This is a genomic window from Cyanobium sp. Lug-B, assembly GCF_024345635.1.
Lineage (GTDB): Bacteria > Cyanobacteriota > Cyanobacteriia > PCC-6307 > Cyanobiaceae > Cyanobium > Cyanobium minutissimum.
In genome coordinates this window covers 1-22,214 of sequence record NZ_JAGQBM010000003.1, presented here as the reverse complement: position 1 = coordinate 22,214, position 22,214 = coordinate 1, and the positions used below count along the sequence as shown (strand labels likewise).

General features: G+C 66.2%; 26 protein-coding genes and 1 pseudogene. 18 read left to right on the top strand and 9 right to left on the bottom strand.

Annotation, left to right across the window (positions count from 1 at the left end; all coding sequences use genetic code 11):
- The first annotated feature begins 87 nt into the window (after positions 1-87).
- The 5 genes and pseudogenes from KBY81_RS01135 (at position 88) to KBY81_RS01115 (ending at position 4,555) form a co-directional block, all read left to right on the top strand.
- Positions 88-825: a DUF305 domain-containing protein gene (locus KBY81_RS01135; RefSeq protein WP_396103642.1), complete on the top strand. Its 738-nt coding sequence runs from the start codon at positions 88-90 to the stop codon at positions 823-825.
- A 55-nt stretch (positions 826-880) separates the two neighbouring features.
- Positions 881-3,079, top strand: coding sequence for a heavy metal translocating P-type ATPase (locus KBY81_RS01130; RefSeq protein ID WP_254975276.1), 2,199 nt, complete (start codon positions 881-883; stop codon positions 3,077-3,079).
- 44 nt (positions 3,080-3,123) lie between these two features.
- Entirely contained in the window at positions 3,124-3,375 is a 252-nt protein-coding gene (locus KBY81_RS01125) for a DUF2933 domain-containing protein (RefSeq protein WP_254975275.1), read from the top strand.
- Positions 3,375-4,019, top strand: a pseudogene (locus tag KBY81_RS01120) (methyltransferase family protein). The gene KBY81_RS01125 and the pseudogene KBY81_RS01120 overlap by 1 nt, the downstream one beginning before the upstream one ends.
- A 68-nt stretch (positions 4,020-4,087) precedes the next feature.
- Entirely contained in the window at positions 4,088-4,555 is a 468-nt protein-coding gene (locus KBY81_RS01115) for a hypothetical protein (RefSeq protein WP_254975273.1), read from the top strand.
- Between the two features lie 299 nt (positions 4,556-4,854).
- Here KBY81_RS01115 and KBY81_RS01110 read toward each other — a convergent pair whose 3' ends face one another.
- The 3 genes from KBY81_RS01110 to KBY81_RS01100 are packed head-to-tail and all read right to left on the bottom strand — an operon-like array spanning position 4,855 to position 5,655.
- The gene (locus KBY81_RS01110; RefSeq protein ID WP_254975363.1) at positions 4,855-5,124 is read right to left on the bottom strand and encodes a hypothetical protein; all 270 of its coding nucleotides are present in this window, start codon (positions 5,122-5,124) and stop codon (positions 4,855-4,857) included.
- A 14-nt stretch (positions 5,125-5,138) separates the two neighbouring features.
- On the bottom strand, positions 5,139-5,393 hold the full coding sequence (locus tag KBY81_RS01105; protein WP_197169814.1) for a DUF3721 domain-containing protein: 255 nt from the start codon (positions 5,391-5,393) through the stop codon (positions 5,139-5,141).
- A gap of 46 nt (positions 5,394-5,439) precedes the next feature.
- Positions 5,440-5,655, bottom strand: a complete 216-nt coding sequence (locus KBY81_RS01100) for a DUF3721 domain-containing protein (protein ID WP_254975272.1) — start codon at positions 5,653-5,655, stop codon at positions 5,440-5,442.
- Between the two features lie 64 nt (positions 5,656-5,719).
- On the opposite strand from KBY81_RS01100, the gene KBY81_RS01095 reads away from it, so the two are divergent.
- The 4 genes from KBY81_RS01095 (at position 5,720) to KBY81_RS01080 (ending at position 7,995) form a co-directional block, all read left to right on the top strand.
- Positions 5,720-6,136 (top strand): heavy metal-responsive transcriptional regulator, encoded by a 417-nt coding sequence (locus KBY81_RS01095; RefSeq protein WP_254975270.1) that lies wholly within the window; start codon positions 5,720-5,722, stop codon positions 6,134-6,136.
- Between the two features lie 309 nt (positions 6,137-6,445).
- Complete coding sequence (locus tag KBY81_RS01090) at positions 6,446-6,991, top strand: DUF305 domain-containing protein (RefSeq protein WP_254975269.1); 546 nt, start codon at positions 6,446-6,448, stop codon at positions 6,989-6,991.
- Positions 6,992-7,009: 18 nt separating this feature from the next.
- Complete coding sequence (locus KBY81_RS01085) at positions 7,010-7,402, top strand: DUF302 domain-containing protein (protein ID WP_254975268.1); 393 nt, start codon at positions 7,010-7,012, stop codon at positions 7,400-7,402.
- Between the two features lie 95 nt (positions 7,403-7,497).
- Complete coding sequence (locus tag KBY81_RS01080; protein WP_254975266.1) at positions 7,498-7,995, top strand: hypothetical protein; 498 nt, start codon at positions 7,498-7,500, stop codon at positions 7,993-7,995.
- 192 nt (positions 7,996-8,187) lie between these two features.
- Here the strand turns inward: KBY81_RS01080 and KBY81_RS01075 are convergent, their stop codons facing one another.
- Complete coding sequence (locus tag KBY81_RS01075; protein ID WP_254975264.1) at positions 8,188-8,370, bottom strand: metallothionein; 183 nt, start codon at positions 8,368-8,370, stop codon at positions 8,188-8,190.
- A 326-nt stretch (positions 8,371-8,696) separates the two neighbouring features.
- On the opposite strand from KBY81_RS01075, the gene KBY81_RS01070 reads away from it, so the two are divergent.
- The 4 genes from KBY81_RS01070 (at position 8,697) to KBY81_RS01055 (ending at position 11,184) form a co-directional block, all read left to right on the top strand.
- Positions 8,697-9,167 (top strand): hypothetical protein, encoded by a 471-nt coding sequence (locus KBY81_RS01070; RefSeq protein ID WP_254975263.1) that lies wholly within the window; start codon positions 8,697-8,699, stop codon positions 9,165-9,167.
- 15 nt (positions 9,168-9,182) lie between these two features.
- A complete protein-coding gene (locus KBY81_RS01065) occupies positions 9,183-10,010 on the top strand; it encodes a trans-aconitate 2-methyltransferase (RefSeq protein ID WP_254975260.1) in 828 nt (275 codons plus the stop codon).
- Between the two features lie 86 nt (positions 10,011-10,096).
- The gene (locus tag KBY81_RS01060; RefSeq protein ID WP_254975257.1) at positions 10,097-10,726 is read left to right on the top strand and encodes a thermonuclease family protein; all 630 of its coding nucleotides are present in this window, start codon (positions 10,097-10,099) and stop codon (positions 10,724-10,726) included.
- 80 nt (positions 10,727-10,806) lie between these two features.
- Entirely contained in the window at positions 10,807-11,184 is a 378-nt protein-coding gene (locus KBY81_RS01055; protein WP_254975255.1) for an AbrB family transcriptional regulator, read from the top strand.
- A gap of 201 nt (positions 11,185-11,385) precedes the next feature.
- On the opposite strand, the gene KBY81_RS01050 is transcribed toward KBY81_RS01055, so the two are convergent.
- Both KBY81_RS01050 and KBY81_RS01045 read right to left on the bottom strand, forming a co-directional pair.
- Complete coding sequence (locus KBY81_RS01050) at positions 11,386-12,219, bottom strand: hypothetical protein (RefSeq protein WP_254975253.1); 834 nt, start codon at positions 12,217-12,219, stop codon at positions 11,386-11,388.
- Between the two features lie 722 nt (positions 12,220-12,941).
- On the bottom strand, positions 12,942-13,607 hold the full coding sequence (locus KBY81_RS01045) for a Fe2+-dependent dioxygenase (protein WP_106220990.1): 666 nt from the start codon (positions 13,605-13,607) through the stop codon (positions 12,942-12,944).
- A gap of 54 nt (positions 13,608-13,661) precedes the next feature.
- Between KBY81_RS01045 and KBY81_RS01040 the strand changes: the two genes are divergently transcribed.
- Genes KBY81_RS01040 through KBY81_RS01030 form a run of 3 tightly spaced genes read left to right on the top strand, consistent with a single transcriptional unit; the run spans position 13,662 to position 16,243 of the window.
- Positions 13,662-13,898, top strand: a complete 237-nt coding sequence (locus KBY81_RS01040) for a hypothetical protein (protein WP_254975252.1) — start codon at positions 13,662-13,664, stop codon at positions 13,896-13,898.
- 42 nt (positions 13,899-13,940) lie between these two features.
- A complete protein-coding gene (locus KBY81_RS01035) occupies positions 13,941-15,215 on the top strand; it encodes a hemolysin family protein (protein ID WP_106220985.1) in 1,275 nt (424 codons plus the stop codon).
- Between the two features lie 35 nt (positions 15,216-15,250).
- Positions 15,251-16,243: a Gfo/Idh/MocA family protein gene (locus tag KBY81_RS01030; RefSeq protein WP_015109659.1), complete on the top strand. Its 993-nt coding sequence runs from the start codon at positions 15,251-15,253 to the stop codon at positions 16,241-16,243.
- Here KBY81_RS01030 and KBY81_RS01025 read toward each other — a convergent pair.
- Positions 16,240-19,491, bottom strand: a complete 3,252-nt coding sequence (locus KBY81_RS01025) for a glycoside hydrolase family 15 protein (RefSeq protein WP_219904200.1) — start codon at positions 19,489-19,491, stop codon at positions 16,240-16,242. The two genes, KBY81_RS01030 and KBY81_RS01025, sit on opposite strands and share 4 nt — an antisense overlap.
- A gap of 82 nt (positions 19,492-19,573) precedes the next feature.
- Between KBY81_RS01025 and KBY81_RS01020 the strand changes: the two genes are divergently transcribed.
- Positions 19,574-20,302, top strand: coding sequence for a WecB/TagA/CpsF family glycosyltransferase (locus tag KBY81_RS01020; protein WP_254975251.1), 729 nt, complete (start codon positions 19,574-19,576; stop codon positions 20,300-20,302).
- Between the two features lie 27 nt (positions 20,303-20,329).
- Here the strand turns inward: KBY81_RS01020 and KBY81_RS01015 are convergent, their stop codons facing one another.
- Positions 20,330-20,488 carry a photosystem II reaction center protein K gene (locus tag KBY81_RS01015; protein WP_106220981.1) on the bottom strand — a complete coding sequence of 53 codons (159 nt, stop codon included), beginning with the start codon at positions 20,486-20,488 and terminating at the stop codon, positions 20,330-20,332.
- 33 nt (positions 20,489-20,521) lie between these two features.
- On the bottom strand, positions 20,522-21,643 hold the full coding sequence (tgt, locus tag KBY81_RS01010) for a tRNA guanosine(34) transglycosylase Tgt (RefSeq protein WP_106220979.1): 1,122 nt from the start codon (positions 21,641-21,643) through the stop codon (positions 20,522-20,524).
- A gap of 92 nt (positions 21,644-21,735) precedes the next feature.
- Between tgt and KBY81_RS01005 the strand changes: the two genes are divergently transcribed.
- On the top strand, positions 21,736-22,214 hold a 479-nt coding region (locus KBY81_RS01005; RefSeq protein ID WP_254975250.1), incomplete at its 3' end, for an adenosylcobinamide-GDP ribazoletransferase.

Sequence of the window (22,214 nt, the reverse complement as noted above, 5' to 3'; positions counted from 1 at the left end):
GCGGTCGTCGCAGATTTGCTGCGTCCTTGGCCCTTGACTCTCCTGCCTAGGGGAGACCATACGGTGAGGTGGTTCGACCCTTCCGCCATGCACCCATTCCGCTTCACCGCCACTTTGATCGGGCTCGCCTCTGCCCTCACCGTTGCGTCTCCTGCCCTCGCCCAGATGCCCGGTGGCATGAATCACGAAGGACACCAAGGCATGCCAGGGATGAAGGGCATGCCTGGAATGTCCGACCCTGCCGGATCGGCCCCGGCCCATGCAGGCCATGCCCATGACGTGGGACCTGCCGGCGCCACCTACGACCTGCGCTTCATCGATGGGATGGTGCAGCACCACACCGGTGCCCTGCGCATGAGTGAGTTCGTCTTCAACATCGGCCAACCCGGCGTGGGAGCCCTCGGCAAAACGATCTGGCGCGACCAGGCCAACGAAATCCGGGCCATGGGGCTGTGGCGCAAAGCCTGGTACCCCCAGGCGCCCGCCTACCCCGTGACCCTGGCCTCCGGAGGCGATCCCAACAGCCTCACCGGCCTGACCCGCATGAGCCAGTCCCAGATCGACGGCATGCGGATGATGGGCCAGATCCCCACCAAGGACAATCGGGTGGTGTGGTTCTTGGAGGGCATGCTCGAGCACCACGGCGGGGCGCTGATGATGGCCCACGACGCCCTGGCCAAGAGCACCAACCCCACGATCCGGCGCTTTGCCCAGGGAGTGATCCTGGCCCAGCGCGCCGAGATCATGGAACTGCGCCGGATGCTGGCGGTGGAGGGCTTACGCAAGCCGGAGTACCACAAATACGACGCTCTTTTTCGTCTTTGAGCAAAAACCTGGGTAGATCTTTCCTAACTAGCCCCACCGATCAGGAGCAGCCAGGATGAACGCGAAAACCGTCACCCAGACCCCTGGCCATTCCCACGGGAAGCCCGGAACCCACGGCCCGCCGCCCACCGGCGGCGGCAAGGGAATGGCCAAGGATCCCATCTGCGGCATGGTGGTTCCCAAGGCCACAGCCCTCAGCGCCCATCGCGGTGGCCGCGACTACTACTTCTGTAGCCAGACCTGCCTGCAGACCTTCCAGAATCCGGACCGTGAGCTGCGCGTGATGCGCCGTCGCGTCGGCTTCGTGATCGGTGGGGTGCTGGCGCTGGCGCTGTTCCGGGCCGGGGCCTTCATCGCCCTGGCCGCTGGGGTGAGTCTGGTGTCCTGGGCTCCAGTGTCCTTCCTGCCCTGGATGAGCTGGGGGAAGTGGCTGTTCGTGCTCGCCACCCCCGTGCAGTTCATCGGTGGCTGGTCGTTCTACACCGGCGCCTGGGCGGCCCTCAAGCGCCGCGCCCTCAACATGGACGTGCTGATCGCCCTGGGCACCTCCGTTGCCTACTTCTACAGCGTGGTGGTGGTCTTTGCGCCCACCTGGCTGCCGGTTGGCGTCAGTGAACGGGACGTCTATTTCGAAGTTTCGGCGGTGGTAATCGCCTTCGTGCTGATGGGCAAATACATGGAGGAGATCATCAAGAAACGCTCCTCTGCCGCCGTCCGCAAATTGCTCGATCTTCAGCCCGCCACGGCCACGGTGATCCGCGACGGCATGGAGATGACCGTGCCCGCCGATGCCATCGACACCGGCGAGACGGTGCTGGTGCGCCCGGGCGAGAAGATCCCCTCCGATGGGGTGGTGCTGGAGGGCAGCTCCTCGGTGGACGAATCCTTGCTCACCGGTGAATCCCTGCCAGTGGCCAAACAGGCCGGCGCCGAACTGATCGGCGGCACCGTGAATGGCAATGGCCTGCTCCGTTTTCAGGCCAGCCGGGTGGGATCCGACACCGCCCTGGCCCAGATCGTGCGCATCGTGGAAGAGGCCCAGGCCAGCACCGCCACGGTGCAGCGCCTGGCCGATCAGGTCACGGGCTGGTTTGTTCCAGCCGTGGTGCTGATCGCATTCGCGGCGTTTGCCCTCTGGACCCTGGCAGGGCAGTTCAGCAGTGGTCTGCTGGCCTTCATCGCCGTGCTGGTGATCTCCTGCCCCTGTGCCCTGGGCATCGCCACCCCAGCGGCCCTGATGGTGGGGGTGGGCAAGGGCGCGGAGCAGGGCATCCTGATCCGCAGCGGTGAGGTGCTGGAGCGGGCTGAGAAGCTCACCACCGTGGTCTTCGACAAGACAGGCACGCTCACCTTGGGCAAGCCGGTGCTCACCGATCTGGAGCCCCTGGCAAGCCAGTCAGAGCAGGAGATACTTCGGCTCGCGGGTTCTCTGGAGCATGGCTCGGAGCATCCCCTGGCAGCGGCGATTGCCGAGGCCGTTGCAGCGCGCCACCTGGAGCTGCTGACGCTGGAGCAGTTTGAGGCCCAGGTGGGCGAGGGCATCACCGCCAAAGAGGGCGGGGACGTCGTCTGGTTCGGCAACCGTTCCCTGGCGAGGCGCTTCCTGCCTCGGCTTCCCGAGCCTGTGGAAGGCCAGCTCGCTGGGCTCGAGGCCCAGGGGAAGACAGCCATGCTGCTGGGCCGCGCCGACCAGATCCTGGGGGTGATCGCCGTCGCTGACACGGTCAGGCCCGAGGCCGAGCAGGCCGTGGCCCTGCTGCGGCGCCGTGGGGTGCGGGTGATCATGCTCAGCGGCGACAACCGCACCACCGCAGAGGCGATTGCCGCCCAGGTGGGGATCACCGAGGTGATCGCCGAGGTGCAGCCTTCTGACAAGGCCGGAACGATCAAGTCCCTGCAGTTGGTGGAGCAGAATGTGGCCATGGTGGGTGATGGCGTCAATGACGCCCCGGCCCTGGCCACCGCCAACATCGGCATCGCCATCGGTTCCGGTTCGGATGTGGCCAAGGAAGCCGGTGACATCATCTTGATGGGCAACGACGTGCGGCTGGTCGTGACCGCCATCGGCCTGTCGCGGGCCACCATGCGCAAGATACGCCAGAACCTGTTCTGGGCCTTCATCTACAACGGGATCGGCATCCCGATTGCTGCCTTTGGTTGGCTCAATCCAATGATCGCCGGTGCGGCGATGGCCCTGAGTTCGCTCTCGGTGATCATCAACTCCTCGCTGTTGCGTCGCTACCGAGCGGCTTGATCATCGGTGCTTTTGTCCCGGTACGTCCCATTTAGCGAGATTCAATGGCTGATCCCACCTTCCTTTCCGGCTGGTTACCACGCCGGCGATCCCGGTGGGTGCTCTATGGCTTTCTCCTGGTGGCGGCCTTCTACTTGCTGCTGGAGCACACAGCGCACACCCTTGGTGCCCTTCCCTTCCTGGTGTTGCTGGCATGCCCGCTGATGCACCTCTTCATGGATGGCGGCCATGGGCACGGCCATCCCGGCGCCCCGGAGGGGCCGGACTCGCGATCGACCCCTACCCCCAAGCCGTGATGAACCAAAGTGACGCCCCGGCCTATGGCCTCTGGGGACTGGCGGTGGTGAATGGCGCTGTTTTCATCTTCTTTGCCTTCAGTTTCTTCTAGCCCAAGACGCCGCGTGACTGGCGCAGCTTTGGTGTATTCAGCACCTTCCTGGTGGCCTTGTTTGCCGAGATGTATGGGTTTCCACTGACGATTTACCTCCTTTCTGGCTGGCTTGGGAGTCGCTATCCATCCGTGAACTGGCTCTCCCATGATGTGGGGCATCTACTGGAAACGCTGCTTGGCTGGCGCGTGAATCCGCATTTCGGACCCTTCCATCTTGCTAGCTTCGTGCTGATCGGTGGTGGCTTCATGCTCATCGCCAGGGGCTGGGACACGCTTTATGCCGCCCAGCAGAAGCATGAACTGGTGACCACCGGCATCTATGCACGGCTTCGTCACCCCCAGTACCTGGGCTTCATTCTGGTGATGACAGGATTCCTTCTGCAATGGCCCACGTTGCTCACCCTGGCGATGTATCCAGTGCTTGTGGTGATGTACCTGCGCCTGGCAAAGCAAGAGGAGCGGGAGGCTGCGCGCGAGTTTGGAGATCGTTATCGGGCCTATCTTTCGGCTGTGCCAGCCTTTGTTCCATGGCGGCATCGCCATGGCTGAGAGGAGCCGCATCAGCGCATCGCATACAGCTTAATGGTTAAATGAATAGATTGGCGGAGAAAAGGCTTGTGTTCAAGAAAAGCAAACGAATTCTCGCTGCACCAGAAACAAACCTGTTTCTCTTTGCCTTTCTGCTCAATTTTGTCTACGAGGTTTGGCAGTCTCCCTTTTACGAGTTCTACGCAAGCCCATCATTAGGTGACAAAGTTATTGACTTGACCCACTGCGCCTTCGGCGATGGGGTCATCATTCTCTTCAGCAGTTGGGTTGTGAGCGCGTTGATGCGTTCACGGTACTGGGTGCTGACCTCAACCTGGAAGCTGACGCTCCTGTTTACCAGTGTCGGCCTTCTGATTACGCTTGTGATCCAAACCTATCGAGTCAATGTTTCCAAGGCCTATGGAGTGCCGGTGCTGGCAGTGCCCCTACTAGGCATGAGTGCACTTGCCGTCATTCAATGGATCGTCTTGCCTGCCATCATTCTCTACATGGCTCGCCGGAACATGTTGGGATATTCGGGGCAGAACTTGAACTAACTCATGGCATCTTTCGCAGCTCCTGCTTCCTCTTTTGATATTCGATGTGGTATTGCCTTTGATGGCGCAGATAATGTGCTCCCCATCAGTCGTTAAGTGTCTCCCAAAGCTGTTGGCATCACTTCACTTCCATCGACTCTGTGGCCTGATTACCAGAAGATTATCCGCCGCATTCCGGGCGGAGATGAATTCGATCTGATTCCAAGTATTTTGAAGTGATTGTGGGGGGATGGGCCCTCTGTTCTCATTACGTATCAGGCTCAGAATCCCCATTGATACCCTCCTCCTGAGGGGCCTGATCAAGTCGTCGGCGGCGCTTGCTTCGTGCCCTTGCGGCGGCCCAGCAGCAGTCCCATGCCGGAGCCGATCACGAACAGGGTGAGCAGCGCCAGGACCGAGGAGTACCAGGGCTGCAGATTGAGGAGGCCGAAGTTGCCCGTGTGCAGCTTCATCAGCCAGAAGGCCTCGATTCCCTGGGCCGATAGGGCGCCGTACAGGGAGCCTGAGAGCGCCGTGAGTAGCAGTGGCAGGGCTGCCAGGGGCACGAGGCTGCGGTGCACCCGGCGCATCAGGTGATGGTGCCTCACTCCTTATCCATTGCCTTGTGCAGATCCTGCATGTTGGCGCAGGGCATCCAGAGGGAGCCCATCGCAAAAGCCCCCTTGCACTTGAGTTCGGCGGCGCGTTTCTCCGCCTCCTGCTTGGTCTTGAACATGCCCTTCATGTGCGCTGCAGCGGGTGCGCTGACGAGCAGCGGAGCGAAGGTCGCCGCTACGAGGGCCGCCAGAAGAGCCCAACGGTTGGTCTGCTGGAAGGGGCCGGTGGAGTGCTGGGTCATTGAGATTGCGAGGGGATGGTCAGTGACAGAAAAGGGACCGTTGGAGTCACTTCTCCTTGGAGACGGCCTTCTCATAGACATCGAAGTTCTGGCAGGGCATCCATTCCTTGCCCATCGCAAAGGCGCCGCTGCACTTGAGTTCCTTGGCTCGCTTTTCGGCAGCGGCCTTGCTCGGGAACATGTCGTTGGCCTGGGCGCGGGCGGCACCGGGGGCCAGGGCAACCCCTGCGGAGAGGAGGAGAGCCAGAGCGATGGGGTTCACGGAATGCCGGACGGAAGAGCTCGATTCCACTGTAGAGTCTCCTCATGGCAGGAGAGTCAAGCCCATGGTCGCTGTTGGCATGAAGACCGGCATGAAGATCGGAGCGCTGGCCGGCCGCAGCGGCCTGCCGGTCAAGACCCTGCGCTACTACGAAGACCTGGGCCTGCTGCCGGCGATCGGCCGCAGCGAAGGCGGGTACCGCCTCTTCGCCGAGGAGAGCCTGCAACGCCTGGAGTTCATCCGCCGGCTCAAGACCCTCGGGCTCAGCCTGGAGGAGATCCTGGACTGCCTGGCGGTGCACGATGCCGGTGAGCTGCCTTGCGGCGACATCCAGGTCCAGCTGGGGCGCCAGGTCGAGCGGATCGATGGCCAGATCAAGGAGCTGCGGCAGCTCCGCAAGGAACTGCAGGGCCTGCTGGCGGGCTGGCAGAGCGATCCAGCCAAGGATGACGCGGTGATCTGCCCCAATCTTCACGTCTGAAGGCTGATCGTGACGTACGGCCCATACGCAACGAATGGGCACACCAATTCGATGAAGCCATGACCCGAATCCGCGTCCGACTCCCTCCTAAGTGCCCATGCTGAAGACAGGCACAAGCAAGGGAGAGAACTGATGGGCCATCACCATGCCGCGTTGGACCAGAAACGTTCGGCGGCGCTCAGGCTCGCGGCCGCTGCAGGGCTGGGAGCGCTCGTTCTGTCGCTGGAGGCTCTAGCGCGCTCAGTGCCGCCCCAGGTGCTGGCCCAAGACGGAAGCGGGATGGGAAGGGGACTAAGCGGTCCGGGGCGGATGGCCGCCCAGTCGATGGATCAGCACTTCATCGTGATGATGATTCCGCACCATGACGGGGCGATCGCCATGGCAGAACTCGCCCTCACCCGCGCGAAGCGACCTGAGATCAAAGAGCTGGCCAAGAGCATCAAAGCCAGTCAGACGAGTGAAAACACTCAGATGCGGACCTGGTACCGGCAGTGGTTCGGCGTGGACGTTCCCAGCTGGACGAGCGGAGGAGCCATGGGCATGGGCGGTTTGGGGATGGGCATGGGTATGGGCATGAGTGGTGGCATGGGTCCTGGCATGGGCATGGGCTGCTGCAGCGGAATGGGAATGATGGGCACCAGCCTGGCCGCCCTGAAGAACGCCCCTGATTTCGATCGTGCCTTCATCGAACAGATGATTCCCCACCACCGCATGGGCGTGATGATGGCCTCGATGGCCCAGACCAACAGCCAGCATCCGCATCTGCGCGAGCTGCAGCAGGCCATGGTTCGGGTGCAGAGCCAGGAGATCGAGCAGATGGCGCAGTGGTACCGCAACTGGTACGGAACGCCCTGACCTCTCATGAGATCTCCCATGGATCCGTTCTTCATTCGCGACACGCCGAAATCCTTCGAGGAGGCCAGTAACGCCCTCCAGGAGGCGGTGGTGGACCAGGGCTTCGGCATGCTGGCCGTGCATGATCTGGGCCACACCCTGCGCAGCAAAGGCCTGCCGTTCCCGGAGCAGTGCCGCATCTTCGAAGTGTGCAACCCCCAGCAGGCCGCTGCGGTGCTCAGCACCACGATGGCGCTCAACATGGCTCTGCCCTGCCGGATCTCCGTCTACACCGAAGCCGGCCAGACCCGCCTCGGGATGATCCGCCCTGAGGCGATGCTTGCGGGCCTCTCGGCCGATCCCTCCCTGCGGGAGGTGGCCCGAGCGGTGGAGACCTCCACCACGGCGATCATCGAGGCCGCTGCGGCTTAGCCGGGAAGCTCTGCAAAGGTGAGCCCACAGGCCACTCCATCCCTGGCCCCCCCGTCCTCCACTGAACCTGCCAAGGCATCACACAACCCAGCGAGGTGCAGGCGGGATCGATCAAGCGCGTCACCTTCCATAACGCCGAGAACGGCTTCTGCGTGCTGCGCATCAAGGCGCGCGGCCACCGCGACCTGGTGACAGTGGTGGGCCATGCCGCCGAGATCAGTGCCGGTGAATGGGTCACCGTGAGAGGCACCTGGGTGAACAGCCGCGAGCACGGCCAGCAGTTCAAAGCCTCCTTCCTCAGGACTTCCGCTTTAACCATCGCCGAGGGGATCGAGAAGTACCTGGGTTCGGGGATGATCCTCGGTATCGGCCCGACCCACGACGTTGACACCCTGGCGGCTGAGCCGGCGATCTTCCTACCCACTCTGCTCCGCGATGAGCGCCACAGGGAGGTAGCCAGAACCATCCCCTGGGCCTTGAGCTCACCCCCAGACAGAAGGCGCCGACCGGACGATCGAGCCACTCAGGCCCACCACCTCCACCAGCGTCTGCAGCCCGCTGATCTGGCGTGGCGGCCATCACAGAGAGGGTAGCGGTGGGAGCGGCCACAGCCGCAGACCATCACCGTGCTGGCTTGATCAAGCCGCAGCTCCCGTGACACCCAGCCAGTGCCGAGGTGGGCGCCATCGCAGATCCAGCCATGGCGGCTGCGGCCGCAGCTGCAGAGCTGGTGCACTCCCGCTGGCAGCTCCAGGGGAATCGGACCCGCAGAAGACGGAGCCGATTCAGCCATGGCCTTCGCAGCCACAGCCGGCGTGGCAGGGCTCACCGTTGGGGTGCCCTTTGGCGCAGACCTCGCTGCAGAACAGCAGGGCGCCCTTGCGGAACGGGCTGTCCGCCTGCACCGTGCAGTGGCAGCCCGGGCAGGCGCATTGCAGCGTGGAGGGTTCTACCAGGGTCGTGGTCATGGCCTCTCCTTGCTCTGTGCCGATGGGCCCAGTCTGGTGCACCCGGCGCCGGGGAGGAACGGCTTGCCGTACTGACAAGCCGGGCTGCTGGATCTATTAATGAATCAGAGGCCACGACCAGGGCAGCGCGAGCCCAGACCCTGCAACCGGCCCAAGGGCGCTCGATACGGGGCGCCCTACTCATTGGGGGCGTGGCCAGCCCTTCTGCAGCTGTGCTGAGATGCAGGACATTGGCTCTTCGCGATAAAGGTGTCCGGCTTTCCCGGCAGCGCCACGGTTGCACAGGTAGCCAGGCCTAGCGTTAAGGCCATACCGCCGGGTGGGCCATGGCCGTGGTGAACCGCTGCGCGGTGGGGATCTACCCCAGCGAGAAACTGCTTGCGTGGGCGCGGCAACACGAACTAGATGTCGATGCGGCTGGAGCCAGGGAACCCTGCCTGTATCTGATTCCCGACTACGAGACGGAAGAGGAGGCTGAGGCGATCCTCAAGGAGGTCTACGTGGCGATCTTCGAAGCCGAGCTCGACTATTGGCATCGCGACACCGGCACCTGGCCGGCGGAGCGCAGCTACGCGGAGTTCCGCAAATGGTTTGAGGTGCGCCTCTACCCCCTGATCCAGGACCTGGTGAGCGAGGAACTCACCGCCACCGAGGTGGATGAGGAGTTCATCGGTGAGCTGCACACGGCACTGGAGGGATTGCACTCATCCCCCCCCCCCTTGAGTCATCTGATTTCGTCATCTCGCCACGACGAGGGACTCCCGCGAGAGGCTGGGGTTGTCTGGCGTCACCCCTGAGGCTCTATGGATCCTGTGGCTGAGATCAAAAAAGCGATCGCCACCTATGCGGACAGGAGCGTGGAGCAGCGCAGTCGCTGGTACTCGCCGGCAGCTGAGGCCTATGCCGCCACCAGGCCCAGCTACCCGCAGCAACTGGTGAATGCGGTGGTGGCTCGATCGGGCTTGACGGCAGCATCCACGATGTTGGAGGTGGGCTGTGGACCGGGTACAGCCACGGTGTCCTTCGCGGAGCTGGGCTGCCGGATCGTGGCCATCGAGCCCAACCCGCAGTTCTGTCTGCTGGCTGAGGAGATCTGTCAGCAGTACCCGAACGTCGAAGTAGTGAAGACATCTCTGGAGGAGTGGGAACCTCAGCAGGAGCGGTTCGATGCCGTGCTGGCGGCCACCTCCTTTCACTGGATCCCGCCGGAGATCGCCTATCCGAAAGCAGCCGGTTCCTTGCGGGAGAACGGCTGGTTGATCCTGCTGTGGAACAAGGAGCTGCAGCCACCTCTGGCGACCCATGAGGCCCTGCGAGAGATCTATCGCCGCCATGCCCCTGAGTTGGAACGCCCCTACGAGGATGCCGCCACCGTGGCCGGGATTCTCACGGCCATGGGGCAACTCGTGATGGAGTCGCAGCTGTTTCATGGTGCCCAGCAGGGTCAATGGCTGGTGGAAAGCCTCCTGAACATTGACGACTACCTGACCCTGCTGACCACCTACTCCCCTTTTCTGGCCCTCGATCCGGATGTTCAGGCAGCCCTGACATCTGACTTGAAGCGAGCCCTGCAGCAGATCCACGGAGACACTGTGCCGCTGACTTACACCACGGCGTATCAGATGGCCCAAAGGGTCTGAGCACGAGCATCTGACGAGCGGCGATGACGTTCCCCCCCTTGCCGATATGCCTCCGCCTGGGCCAGACTCTTGGACTCGCCACTGGGTTGGCGGCAGTCCTCCTCCTGGGCTGCTCGATTCTGAGGCCTGGCCAGTCTGCGGATGGGCGCGCCACGGTGCTCTCGATCGATGACGGTGACACCATCCGCGTCCTGCAGGGCCAGCAGCGGATCACGGTGCGGCTGGCCTGCATTGATGCCCCCGAGATGGCCCAGGCTCCCTATGGCGCCCAATCCCGCGCCTACCTGCAAACGCGGCTGCGGATCGGTTCCCTGGTGACGCTGCTGCCGCAGACCGGGGAGCGCTATGGCCGCACGGTGGCGGAGGTGATCGGGGAGGTGAACCTCAACCTGGCGATGGTGGAGGACGGCCAGGCGTTCGCCTATCGCAAGTACCTGAGCCTGTGCAACGCTCAGGAGTATCTGGATGCTGAATACCGGGCCTCCCGCCACCGCTTTGGCGTCTGGCAGGTGCCTGGCGGCGTCACCCGCCCCTGGGACTTCCGCCGCGGCAGAACGTCGGGGCAATCAGGCAGCAGCAGCATGGCGATTCCTGGTGGCCGGATGGTTCGCTGCGGTGAGATCGGCTCCTTTGCCCGCGCCCAGGAGTTGTTGCGCCAAGGTCACACCTACCTGGATGGGAATGGTGATGGTGTGGCCTGCGAAAGCCTCTGCTGAAGGGGCGGACAACCGCACCTTGCTGCTCTAGCCGACATCAGCAGGTTCGTTATGGTCCAGCCAATCGATGCTGTACAAACATGGCCTTCACTGGATCTGAACTGCTCGCCAGAGTCAAGGAGCAGGGCGATGCCTCCAAGTCCGACCTGGTACGAGCTGCCGGCTACGTCAGCACCAAGAAAGATGGCAGCGAACGGCTGAACTTCACTGCCTTCTACGAGGCCCTGCTGGAGGCCAAGGGCGTCAGCCTTGGAGAAGGCAACGGCAACGGCAACGGGAAGGGAAAGGGTGGCCGCAGCCTCGGTTATGTGGCCACGGTGCACCGCAACGGCAACCTGCTGGTGGGCAAGGCCTACACTGCCATGCTCGATCTCAAGCCGGGCGATGAGTTTGAGATCAAGCTCGGTCGCAAGCAGATCCGGCTTGTGCCTGCTGGAGTGACGGAAGAAGACGAGTGAGAAGCAGCCAGTGATGGCTCAGTGACATCAGGCCGAGGTTCTCCCTGTGGATGCTTCACAGTGATCGCCGGTCAATTGAGACGTTGGAGAATTGGGCAACTCTGTATACCAACTAATCGTGTATCGCCACGGAGTAATTGGCATATTGAAGAGGAGATGCCCGGCATCGAGAATCTCTATTCCCCTGAATAGCTGGTGGAATCAGGATGCATCAGCTCTCTTGAGCCGCTGAAACATCCAGCCACAGCGTCTGCCACCACCACTACTGCCGCGCCCCACCACGTACCAATCCAGGTGTCCCTTCAGAGATTGTGGTTCAGTTCCTTCCTTCCAGCTATCAGCAGCTTTACGGCGGATGGTTGCTTCGTCATATCGAAGTTGTTCTGCTAGTTCCTTCGACGTGTATATTCTCGGTTCAAGATCAGGAGGTTTCCCCTGGGCTTGATTATTCGGTAAGGGAACGATCAGCCCGCTACTGAGTTTCTGGTGAGTGCCACTCGTTGTAGACAGTCCGAGCTCCCCCCGCAGAAAGCCAAGCACCATGAGATTGAATTGACGGCTTTTGTCTTGGTTGAGCTTGGACTTGTTCAGCTTCCACCAGGTGAGGATTCCGCCCAGTCCGTCTCGTGCATCGCATGGGATCTCCTCTTTCTCGACAAACTGTTTCAGCCGCTCCAGAAGCATTCGTTGATTGTTGTCAGCGTGGTTGTTCTCTAGCCACGTCGAGTGATCTTCCTGTGCCTCGGAGCCCAGCAATAGTGACGTGCTGGCCGAAGGGACCTGTTCGCAGTTCTCGTGTGATCCATTGTCTTCTGGGAGGCTCCATGGCAAGGACGAAATTCGGGACGGGAATAACGGGACGGCATGTATTTGCAACGGAACCTTCTGGCTGCTGATCGTCCCGAAATCACTGGGGGTCCAAAGGGCATCTGACGCGCCCAGTTTCAGTCTTATGCCCAGCGGTGGGAAATTGGGAATACTGATCGGATCGATTCGCCTGAGTGTCTCTCTACTGACTTCAACGACACGCTCCACTCCACTGGACTGTGACCGCAGGAACTCAATTAATATTTGGGACGGATTTAGACGCTCGGCGAGATGTGCCACTGCTTTCAGCTCCGCTTCTGCAAAGGATTGCAGAGTCTCTGACCCGCCTGCCTGTGCTCCAGCCCCCTTGATTCGCCCGTACGCAGCCTGGCTATTCCATCCGATCGCGGCTTCAGTGGCGATCGACTTGTCGATCCCTGGGTGGCACTTTGAAACTGGCGTGGCCTCACAGTCGCGTCTCGCCGGACCGCGGCTGGCGGCACCGTCTGGGGATTCATGCCTTTCGACTGCCGGCTGGGTTGAGCGGACCTCCTGGTTTTCCCAGGCTGGCCTGGAGAAAGGCCGGCGGCTCTGGGGTTGGCGGGCATTGCCGGTAGTCCGGTGTTCATTTGCTTCATGGCCAGTTGGGACTGGCTGCGGCGGGGCTCATTTGAGATGAATGATACAGAGATTTTCCGATCTGGTCCCTGGTGTTGCCACCAGCCACGGTGCCTACAGCCAGAAAATGGATCCACACCCCCTACCGGTGGGGGTACGAGGCGGTGAGACCGAGGCTTGCTCACCGTATGGAAGTGCACAATTGGGCCCGCGACCCACGGCCAGAAGGCATCCCGTAGGCACAACACCCCCGAGATCGATTGCACAGCAGCGTTTCCCGGCCTACTCATAATTCGCCTTAGGCGAGTTCGATCCTCGCGACCCCCATCCCCTCACTCACCCCACATCCGCAGCAGGTTGGTGTAGCTGCGGGTGAGCAGGTCGAAGATCTCGTCCTTGCCCTGCTTCTGGTAGAGGGCACGGCGGGCGGTATCGAGTTCGAACAGGAGTTCGCGCCGGTCGCTGCGGCGGACCCGGCTCTGGATCCAGCCCAGGGCCACCAGCCGCTCGCCCCGGGTCACGGGTTCCACCCGATGCAGCAGGGAGCTCGGATACACCAAGGCATGGCCGGCCGGCAGGCGCAGGGCGCTCTCGCCCCCCGGATCCTCCAGCACCAGCGCGCCGCCGTCGTACTGCTCGGGTTCGCTCAGGAACAGGGTGAAGGAGAGGTCGGAGCGGCCGCCGGCCATGAAGGCATTGTCGACGTGGCGGCCGTAGCCCTCACCGACGCCGCAGCGGCTGAAGCGCAGGCTGTGCAGACGCACCGGCAGGGCCGCCGCCTGCAGCAGCGGATGCTGCAGCAGGTGGTCGCTGAGGGCGGAAGCGAGGGTCTGGTTCAGGGAGGATGCCGGCTCCAGCTGGCGGTTGCGCTTCACCTCCCGGGCGTGCCATCCGGCCGTTTCGGCCCCGTCTCTCCAGGGGGCGTCCTCCGCCAGCAGGGCCAGGCGCAGCTCGCCGACCTGGCCGCTGCTCAGCAGAGGTTCAAGACGGAACTGCATCCTTCGGCACTCCGCTGCCCCAGAATTCTCGCCCCATCCATCACGGTGCAGGCCATGGCCCGATCGAGCATTGCCCTGTTCCTCGTCACCACCGGACTGATCACGGCCACCATGGGCTGTGCCCAGTCCCCCGGGTCGAAGGACCAGGAGGGCGGCGAGAACGGCGTCAGCGCACCGGCCCCGGAACGGCCGGCCGCCGGGGCACCGGAGGGGGCCGACAGGGACGGCGACCGGGATGGTGATAGTGACGCCGGCGAGGGAGGAGAGGGGGGTGAGGGCGGCGAAGGCTGAGCCGGGCGGCGGGGCCTAACCTTCAGCCACGACACCCCACCGATGCGCTTCCTGGTCCTGGCGATCCTGTTGGCCCTGCTGGCCTTCTTCGCTGCCGGGGAGCTTGCGCTGATCCGTCTCCGGCCCAGCCGCGTCCAGCAGCTCGAGGAGGCTGACGAGCCCGGCGCCCGTTCCGTCGCCCGGCTCCAGCACCGCATGCGCAGCGTCCTGGTGGCCACCCAGCTGGGCGTGGTGCTGGCGCTGCTGGCCATGGGCTGGCTGGCCAGGGGTCTGGCGGAGCAGGTGGCCGGCTGGATGGGCTCGGGGGAGCAGGCCTGGATCGATGCCGGGGTCTTCCTGGTGCTGGCCCTGCTGGCCACCCTCCTGGGCGGTCTGGTGCCCAAGGCCTGGGTGCTACACCGTCCCGAGGGCTCGGCCCTGCGGCTGGCACCCCTGCTGGAGTCGCTCACCCGCACCCTGGCACCGTTGCTGCTGCTGATCGAGCGCTTCAGCGGTGGTCTGCTGCGGCTGCTGGGGCTGCCGCGCAACTGGGATGAGCTGGTGCCGGTGCTGTCGGCCGGGGAGCTGGAGACACTGATCGAGAGCGGCAGTGTCACCGGCCTGATGCCCGACGAGCGCAGCATCCTTGAGGGGGTCTTCTCCCTGCGGGACACCCTGGTGCGGGAGGTGATGATGCCCCGCTCCGGCATGGTCACCCTGCCGCTGGATGTCACCTTCGCCCAGATGATGGAAGCGGTGCATGCCAGCCAGCACGCCCGCTTCCCGGTGATCGGCAGCTCCCTCGACGACGTGCGCGGCATGCTCGACCTGCGGCGGCTGGCCGAGCCGATCGCCCGGGGCCTCCTCCACCCCGATACGGCCCTGGCCCCCTGGATCCTGCCGGTGGCGCAGGTGCAGGAAAGTGCGTCCCTGGCGGATCTTCTGCCGCTGATCCGCAGCGGCCAGCCCCTGCTGGTGGTGGTGGATGAGCACGGCGGCACCGAGGGGCTGGTCACCGTGGCCGACCTCACCGGCGAGATCGTCGGCGAGGACGACAACCCCCTGGAAACGGCCCAGGACCTGCTGCCCCTCGTCGACGGCACCTGGTCGGCGGCCGGGGATCTGGAGATCGTCGAACTCAATCGCCAGCTGGGCCTGCAGCTGCCCGAAGCGGACGGCCACCACACCCTGGCCGGCTTCGTGCTGGAGCGGCTGCAGCACATCCCCTCCCCCGGGGAAGGGCTGCGCTGGCAGGGCGTCCGCATCGACGTGCTCACCATGGACGGCCCCCGCATCGAGCGGGTTCAGATCACCCTCGCCAGCACGGACGGAACCTGATCATCGATAATGCGCCCACCTGCTCTGCCCCTGCCATGAACCCAGTGCGCGTGGGTGTCATCGGCATCGGCAACATGGGCTGGCACCACGCCCGGGTGCTGAGCCTGCTGCGCGATGCCGAACTGGTGGGCGTCGCCGACCCCGATGAGGCCCGCGGTCGGCTGGCGGTGGAGCAGTTCGATTGCCGCTGGTTCCCCGCCTACGAGGAGCTGCTCGGCGAGGTGGAGGCCGTCTGCATTGCCGTACCCACCCTGCTGCACCACCGGGTCGGCATGGCCTGTCTGCAGGCGGGGGTGCACGTGCTGATCGAGAAGCCGATCGCGGCGACCCAGGAGGAGGCCGCCGACCTGATCGGCGCCGCGGAGGCGGCGGGCCGCCTGCTGCAGGTGGGCCACATCGAGCGGTTCAACCCCGCTTTCCGGGAGCTGCTGCGGGTGGTGGCCAACGAGGAGGTGGTGGTGCTTGAGGCACGGCGCCACAGCCCCAACGCCGACCGGGCCAATGACGTCTCGGTGGTGCTGGATCTGATGATCCACGACATCGACCTGGTGCTCGAGCTGGCCGCCTCCCCGGTGGTGCGGCTGGCGGCGGCCGGCGGCCGCAGCTCGGATGGCCCGATCGACTACGTCAATGCCACCCTCGGCTTCGCCAATGGCGTGGTGGCCAGCCTCACGGCCAGCAAGATGGCCCACCGCAAGATCCGCAGCCTGAGTGCCCACTGCCGCAGCAGCCTGATGGAGACGGATTTCCTCAACCGCAATCTGCGCATCCACCGCCGCTCCCACGAATCGGTCAGCGCCGACCACGGCGAGCTGCTCTACCGCAACGACGGCTTCATCGAAGAGGTGAGCACCACCTCGATCGAGCCCCTCTACGCCGAACTCGAGCACTTCCTCCAGTGCGTGCGCGGCCGGGAGACGCCGGCCGTGGATGGCCTGCAGGCCTCCCGGGCCCTGCAGCTGGCCGACCTGATCGAGCAGTGCGTCGAGCAGCCCAACCTCTGCATGGCCCTGGAAGCCCCGATCTAGACACCCGCCGCCGGGATCATCGCGGCAGGGGCCGCGTCCCTGTCGGCCAGCTCCTGCAGGGCCAGCAGCTGCCAGCGGCGGCAGTCGGCCGGGGAGGAGCGGTAGAAGAGATCCCAGGCCTCCGCCTTGTGGGGGCCGTAGGCCTCGCTCGGCACCTCGGGATGGCGCTGCTGCCAGCCCACCCGCACGGCGTGGCCGATCACCACGTCCAGGGCAAGATCGTCGTCGAACTGGACCTGGGGGTTGGCGGCCACGAAAGCCATCAGGGTGAGCAGGGTCTCGATGCAGAGCCGGCGGTACTCCGGCGCTTCGATCTTGCTGAGCAGGTGCTCCACCAGGATCGCGAAGTTCTTCTCCCCCGGCGTCTTCTCGCGCAGCAGGGGAGCGCTCTCCAGCCGGTTGCGCCGCTCCAGCTTGTCGCCGATCACCAGGCCCCGGCAATGGTGCAGCAGGTCCCAGATGCCGGGATAGAAGTCCTTCGGCACCCGCTGCAGGGCCCCGAGCCGCATGCGGTGCTGCAGCCAGCTGCCGTCCTTGGGCAGTTCCGCCAGGGGGTCGGGCACCTCCCAGCGCACCCGCCCGCGCAGGTGCAGCTGCTCCTTGCGCTGCAGGGAGGCGCGGGCGTGCTCCACGTCGGCCAGCACGGCCCGCAGCCGGCGGCGGATGGCATGGGGTGGCAGGGCGCAGAGGGCCTCGAAGGCCTCGCTGGGGCTGAGGTTGGCCTCCCCCGCCAGTTCGCCGGTGAGCAGCAGCAGGAACTGCCCGAGCTGCAGGGTGAGGCTGCCGCTGAGCAGATCCACGTCGGAGCGGGCCAGGGCGTCGATGGCCAGCAGCAGCTCCTGCTGCAGCATCCATTCCCGGCCGTCCTCACCGCTGAAGCGCCGCACCATCGCCGCGATCGCCAGGCTGCCCTCCGGATGGCTCAGCAGCGAATCGCGCGTGTAGTTGCGGCCCACCACCACCTGCTTCTGGCGCAGCAGCAGGTCGGTGAGGGCATCCTCCAGCTGGGGGTGCACCAGACCCATGGCACCGGCCGCCCGGCGCACCACGCTCCAGTCGGCGTCGGCCAGGCCGCGGCGGTAGACCTCCTCCAGCAGCACCATCAGCCGCACCCCGGGGCCGCTGCGCGGGCCCTGCAGGCGGGCATTGGGGCCGAGCCGGCGGCTCAGCAGCTCCAGCACCTCGGCCTGCTCCTCCAGGGAGCGGCTGGCCCAGAGCCTGTCCACCAGATGGGCCAGGGGCACGTCCTCCAGCTCCTGCTCCTGGCGGGCGGTGAGCGGCTGGTGGCTGGCGCTGGGCGGCAGCAGGGTGTGGCCGTCCGGCACCAGATCGCAGGCCGCCAGCGCCTGGGGCGGCAGGTCGACCAGGCTGGCCAGCGGCACCAGCTCCTCCAGCGACACCAGGCGTACCGGCACCGAGCCCAGCTGGCCCTGCTGCAGATCGCGGCCCAGGCTGAGGAAGGCGTCGGGGTCGCGGCGGAAGGGGCCGGCGGCGACCGGCACGAGCAGCACCGGGGCGCCGGAGCCCCGCCAGTGGCGCTGCAGCACCCGCACTTCGGTGGCCACCGTGTCCACCAGTACCTGGGCATCGTCGGCCAGATAGAAGGTGTCCTCCTCCAGGACCGCCGGCAGGAAGCCGATCAGCTCGCCGTCGTGGCGGTAGAGCCGGGCGGTGGCCTGGGTCTCCATACGCACCGGCGGGTGACCCGAAAGGCCCAGGCGGCCATTGGCGCCCACCGTCGCCAGACGCCGGGCCAGCTCGCGGGAACTGGCCACCCGCAGGGGGGCCGCCCCGTCCGAGGGCCGCCGCACCGGCAGGCCGGCCTCCGCGAGGGCCGCGGCAATGGCGTCGTCGGCCGGAGCCAGGGCCACCAGCACCTCCTCGGCCCCCGGCGGGCTGGGGTGGCGGCGCCCGCAGGGATCGAGATCCTCGGCGGTGATCAGGCCGTGCAGCAGCAGATCCGACAGCCAGGTGAGGCTCTGGGTCCAGAGCAGGGGGACGTTCTCGTTGGGGACACGGATCTGGGTGCCGGGCTGGCGCCGCTCGGCCTCGATCAGCCGCTCCGGCACCAGGTAGAGCTCCGGCAGCAGCGCCTCCCCGTCGACCGTCACGCTCAGCTCCTGGAGCTGCTCCCGCCAGCGGCGGGCTTCCTCCCAGCGGCCCTCGCAGCAGGCGGTGATCAGCTCGTAGGCCAGGAACAGGGGCCACTCGCACTCGATGTGCTCGAACTGGGCCAGTTCCTCCCGCTCGTAGTGGAGCCGGGTCACGTCCTCCAGCACCGTCTGGTGGCCGTCGCGCCGGAAGCGCTTGTAGCCGTAGGATCCGGCCAGCTCGCTGCGGATCTTCTCGCGGGTGCGCGCCACCAGCGCCGGATCCTCCACGGCCCAGGCGGGGTAGCCGATCACCGACAGGCAGGCGCTGTCGGCCTCCTTGCTGGCCGACTCCCGCGGCAGCAGGCCGCGCAGGGCACGCCGCAGCCGCACGATGGCGTCATGGGGGATGGTCAGGCAGCTGCTGCCGTCGCCGTGGGGGCCGTAGAGGTCCAGACCCACGAGGGTCTCCAGGGCGGCCTTCACCAGGCCGATCGAGCTGGCGTTCCGCTCCGGCTGGCCGTGGTTGCCCTTGTCGCCCCGCTCCCAGATGCCGTAGTCGGCCACCCGGTAGGCCCGGGCTACGTAGTAGACGAGGTTCTGGAGGAAATCGCGCTCGTGGCTGGTCTGCACGATCACCAGGCCCGAGCGGGTGAGCTGGGCGAGCTGCAGCAGGAACAGGGCCGTGGCGTCGAGCTGCAGATGGCCCCAGCCGTCGTCGGCCACCACCGGATCCCCCGTGGCGGTGTCGAACTTGGCGTGGATGGCGTCGAGGCGCTCGAGGCTGGTCTTGAAGCGCTCCACCTTCGCCGACTGGCGCATCATCGAGCGCATCAGCCCCCGCATCAGCTGCAGCACCCGCTGCTCCAGTTCGAAGCTGCGGCGGCAGGGTCCCGCCAGCCGCCGGTGGGCCAGGGACAGGCCCCAGACGCACTGGATGGAGTAGACGCAGTCCCGCACCCAGGCGTCGCCGTAGTTGCCGTGCACGGTGCTGGCGGTGCTGGCGGGCAGCAGACCGGTGATCGGATGCTGGCGCCGCAGGACGACGTGCTCGATGCCGCGGTCGAGCCGTTCGAGGAGCTCCCGCGCCTCCGCCGCGTCGGTGGGAGGGGCGGGCGGATCGCTCACGCCCCTGTCGCCATTGCTCGCCGTGCTCATGATGGTCGCGTCAGGACGGGGCGTGCCGGTGGCGGCGGCCGTGGAACCAGGCCATAGATTCTCCCCGCCGTCGTTGCTTCCCATGGCAGCCCTCGCGACCACGCCGGTCCGTGCCCGCGTCCTGGGCATCCCTGTGAATGTAAGCAACGACGTCTTCCGGGACGCCGTGGACCTGCACGCGGCCGGCGGCGGCCAGATCGTCACCCTCAATGCGGAGATGACCATGGCGGCCCGGGCGGACCCCGCCCTGGGGGCGGCGATCGAGGCGGCCCGGATGGTGATCCCCGATGGGGCCGGTGTGGTGTGGGCCCTGGGGCGCCAGTCGCACCGGGTGCGCCGCGCCCCGGGCATCGAGCTGGCCCGCCGCCTGCTCGACCATGCGGCCACCCATGGCTGGCGTGTGGCGCTGGTGGGGGCGAGTCCGGCGGTGATGGATCAGCTGCGCGACCGCCTGCTCCACGACCTTCCCGGGCTGAAGCTCGTCTTCAGCGTCCACGGCTACCAGAGCGCGGAGGCCTGGCCAGGGCTGGAGCGCCAGCTGCTGCAGTGCCGTCCCGATCTGGTGCTGGTGGCCCTGGGGGTGCCGCGCCAGGAGACCTGGATCCAGGCGATGCCCGAACCCCGCAGCGGCCTCTGGATGGGGGTGGGCGGCAGCTTCGACATCTGGGCCGGCACCAAAAAGCGGGCCCCCACCTGGATGGGGGCCCTGCATATCGAGTGGCTGTACCGCCTGATCAAGGAACCCAGCCGCTGGCGGCGGATGCTCTCACTGCCGGCCTTCGCCTGGGCGGTTCTGCGCGAGCGCCGCTGAACGGCTGGGTTGCAGGAACGCCGCTGATCAGCGGAAGCCGACCGAGGCCTGCCAGACGAAGGCCAGCAGCAGGAAGAACAGGGGAATGATCGGCAGGATGTCCACCAGGGGGCCGAAGGCCTGGTAGGCCTCGGGCAGCTGGGCGAGGGTGTGGGGGGCGGAGCCGGCCAGCAGGGAGAGAGCCATGCCTGGAGGAAAAACCATTGCTATGGCCGGAACCTACCACGTGTGAGCGGCCGGGGAGCCGGGCTCCCAGGGAGCGAAATCCTCTGCAAAACAGCCTTCGCTGATCGCCCGCGCCATGGCCGACGTGAAACGCAGCAGGGTGGTGAGGTTGTGCAGGCTCAGCAGGGTGCGGCCCAGCAGTTCGTCGCTGCGGAACAGGTGGTGCAGGTAGCTGCGGCTGTGGTGCCGGCAGGCCAGACAGCCGCAGCTGGGATCCAGCGGGCCGTGGTCGTGGCGGAAGCGGGCATTGCGCAGGTTCCAGCGCTCGCCCCCCACCAGGGCGGTGCCGTGCCGGCCCAGCCGGGTGGGCAGCACGCAGTCGAACAGGTCGAAGCCGTTGGCGACCGCGATCGCCATCTCCCGCAGGCTGCCCACCCCCATCAGGTAGTGGGGACGCTCCTGCGGCAGCAGGGGACCCACCTGGCGCACCACCCGGTGCATCTCCTCGGCGGGTTCGCCCACGCTCACCCCCCCCACGGCGATGCCGGGCAGGTCCATCGACGCCACCAGCCGCGCCGAGGCCTCGCGGAGATGGGGGAAGCAGCCCCCCTGCACGATCCCGAACAGGGCCTGGTCGCCGCCGCCGTGGCAGGCGACGCAGCGCTCCAGCCAGCGGTGGGTGCGCCGGCAGGCCTCGGCCACCGCCGCCTCCGTGGCGGGGTAGGGCGGGCACTGGTCGAAGGCCATCGCCACATCGGCCCCCAGGGCCCGCTGGATGGCCATCGAGCGCTCCGGGGTCAGGTCGATCCTTGAGCCGTCCCGGGGAGAGCGGAACACCACGCCGTCGTCGTCGATCCGGTTGATGGCATCAAGGCTGAACACCTGGAAGCCGCCCGAGTCGGTCAGCAGGGGGCCCTCCCAGCCCATGAAGCGGTGCAGCCCACCGGCCTCCGCCACCACCGTTTCTCCCGGCTGCAGATGCAGGTGGAAGGTGTTGGCCAGCACCATCTCGGCCCCGGTCTCCCCCAGCTGGGGCGTGCTGACCCCCTTGACGGTGGCGGCGGTGCCCACCGGCATGAACCGGGGGGTGTGGACGGTGCCGTGGGGGGTGGTGAAGCAGCCGCAGCGGGCCCGGGTGCGCGGGCAGCGGGCGGTGATCGTGAAGTCGAAGGCGATGAGGCCGCGGCGGCTCAGCGCAGACGCTAGGCGCCGCTGCTGCGACGCTGGCCGGGGTTCACGCCGCCACCCCCACCGCCGCCGCCCTGCCCATGCCCCGCCTCAGCGCTCCACCGTGGCTGCGGGATCTGGCCGGGGCCTGGATCTTCTATTCGGTGCTGCCGGCCTGGCCGGCGCCGGCGCCCCGGTTCGAGCGGATCGCCCGCTTCGCCCCCTGGATCGGCGCCGTGCTCGGTGCGCTCCAGGGCCTGCTCTGGTGGGGCCTTCAGGGGCGGGTGCCCCTGCTGGCCCAGGTCGTGCTGGTGCTGGCGCTCGGTCTGTGGCTGAGCGGTGGCCTGCACATGGACGGCGTGATGGACAGCGCCGATGGTCTGGCGGCGGGGGACCGCTGCCTGGAGGCGATGGCCGACAGCCGGGTGGGGGCGAGCGGCGTGCAGGCCCTGGTGCTGGTGCTGCTGCTGCGGGCCGGGGCCCTGGCGATGCTGGGGCCGGCGGCGCCGATGGCGCTGGTGTGGGCCGCGGTCGGCGGGCGGGTGGCGCGCCTGCCCGCGATGGCCTGGTTCCCCTACCG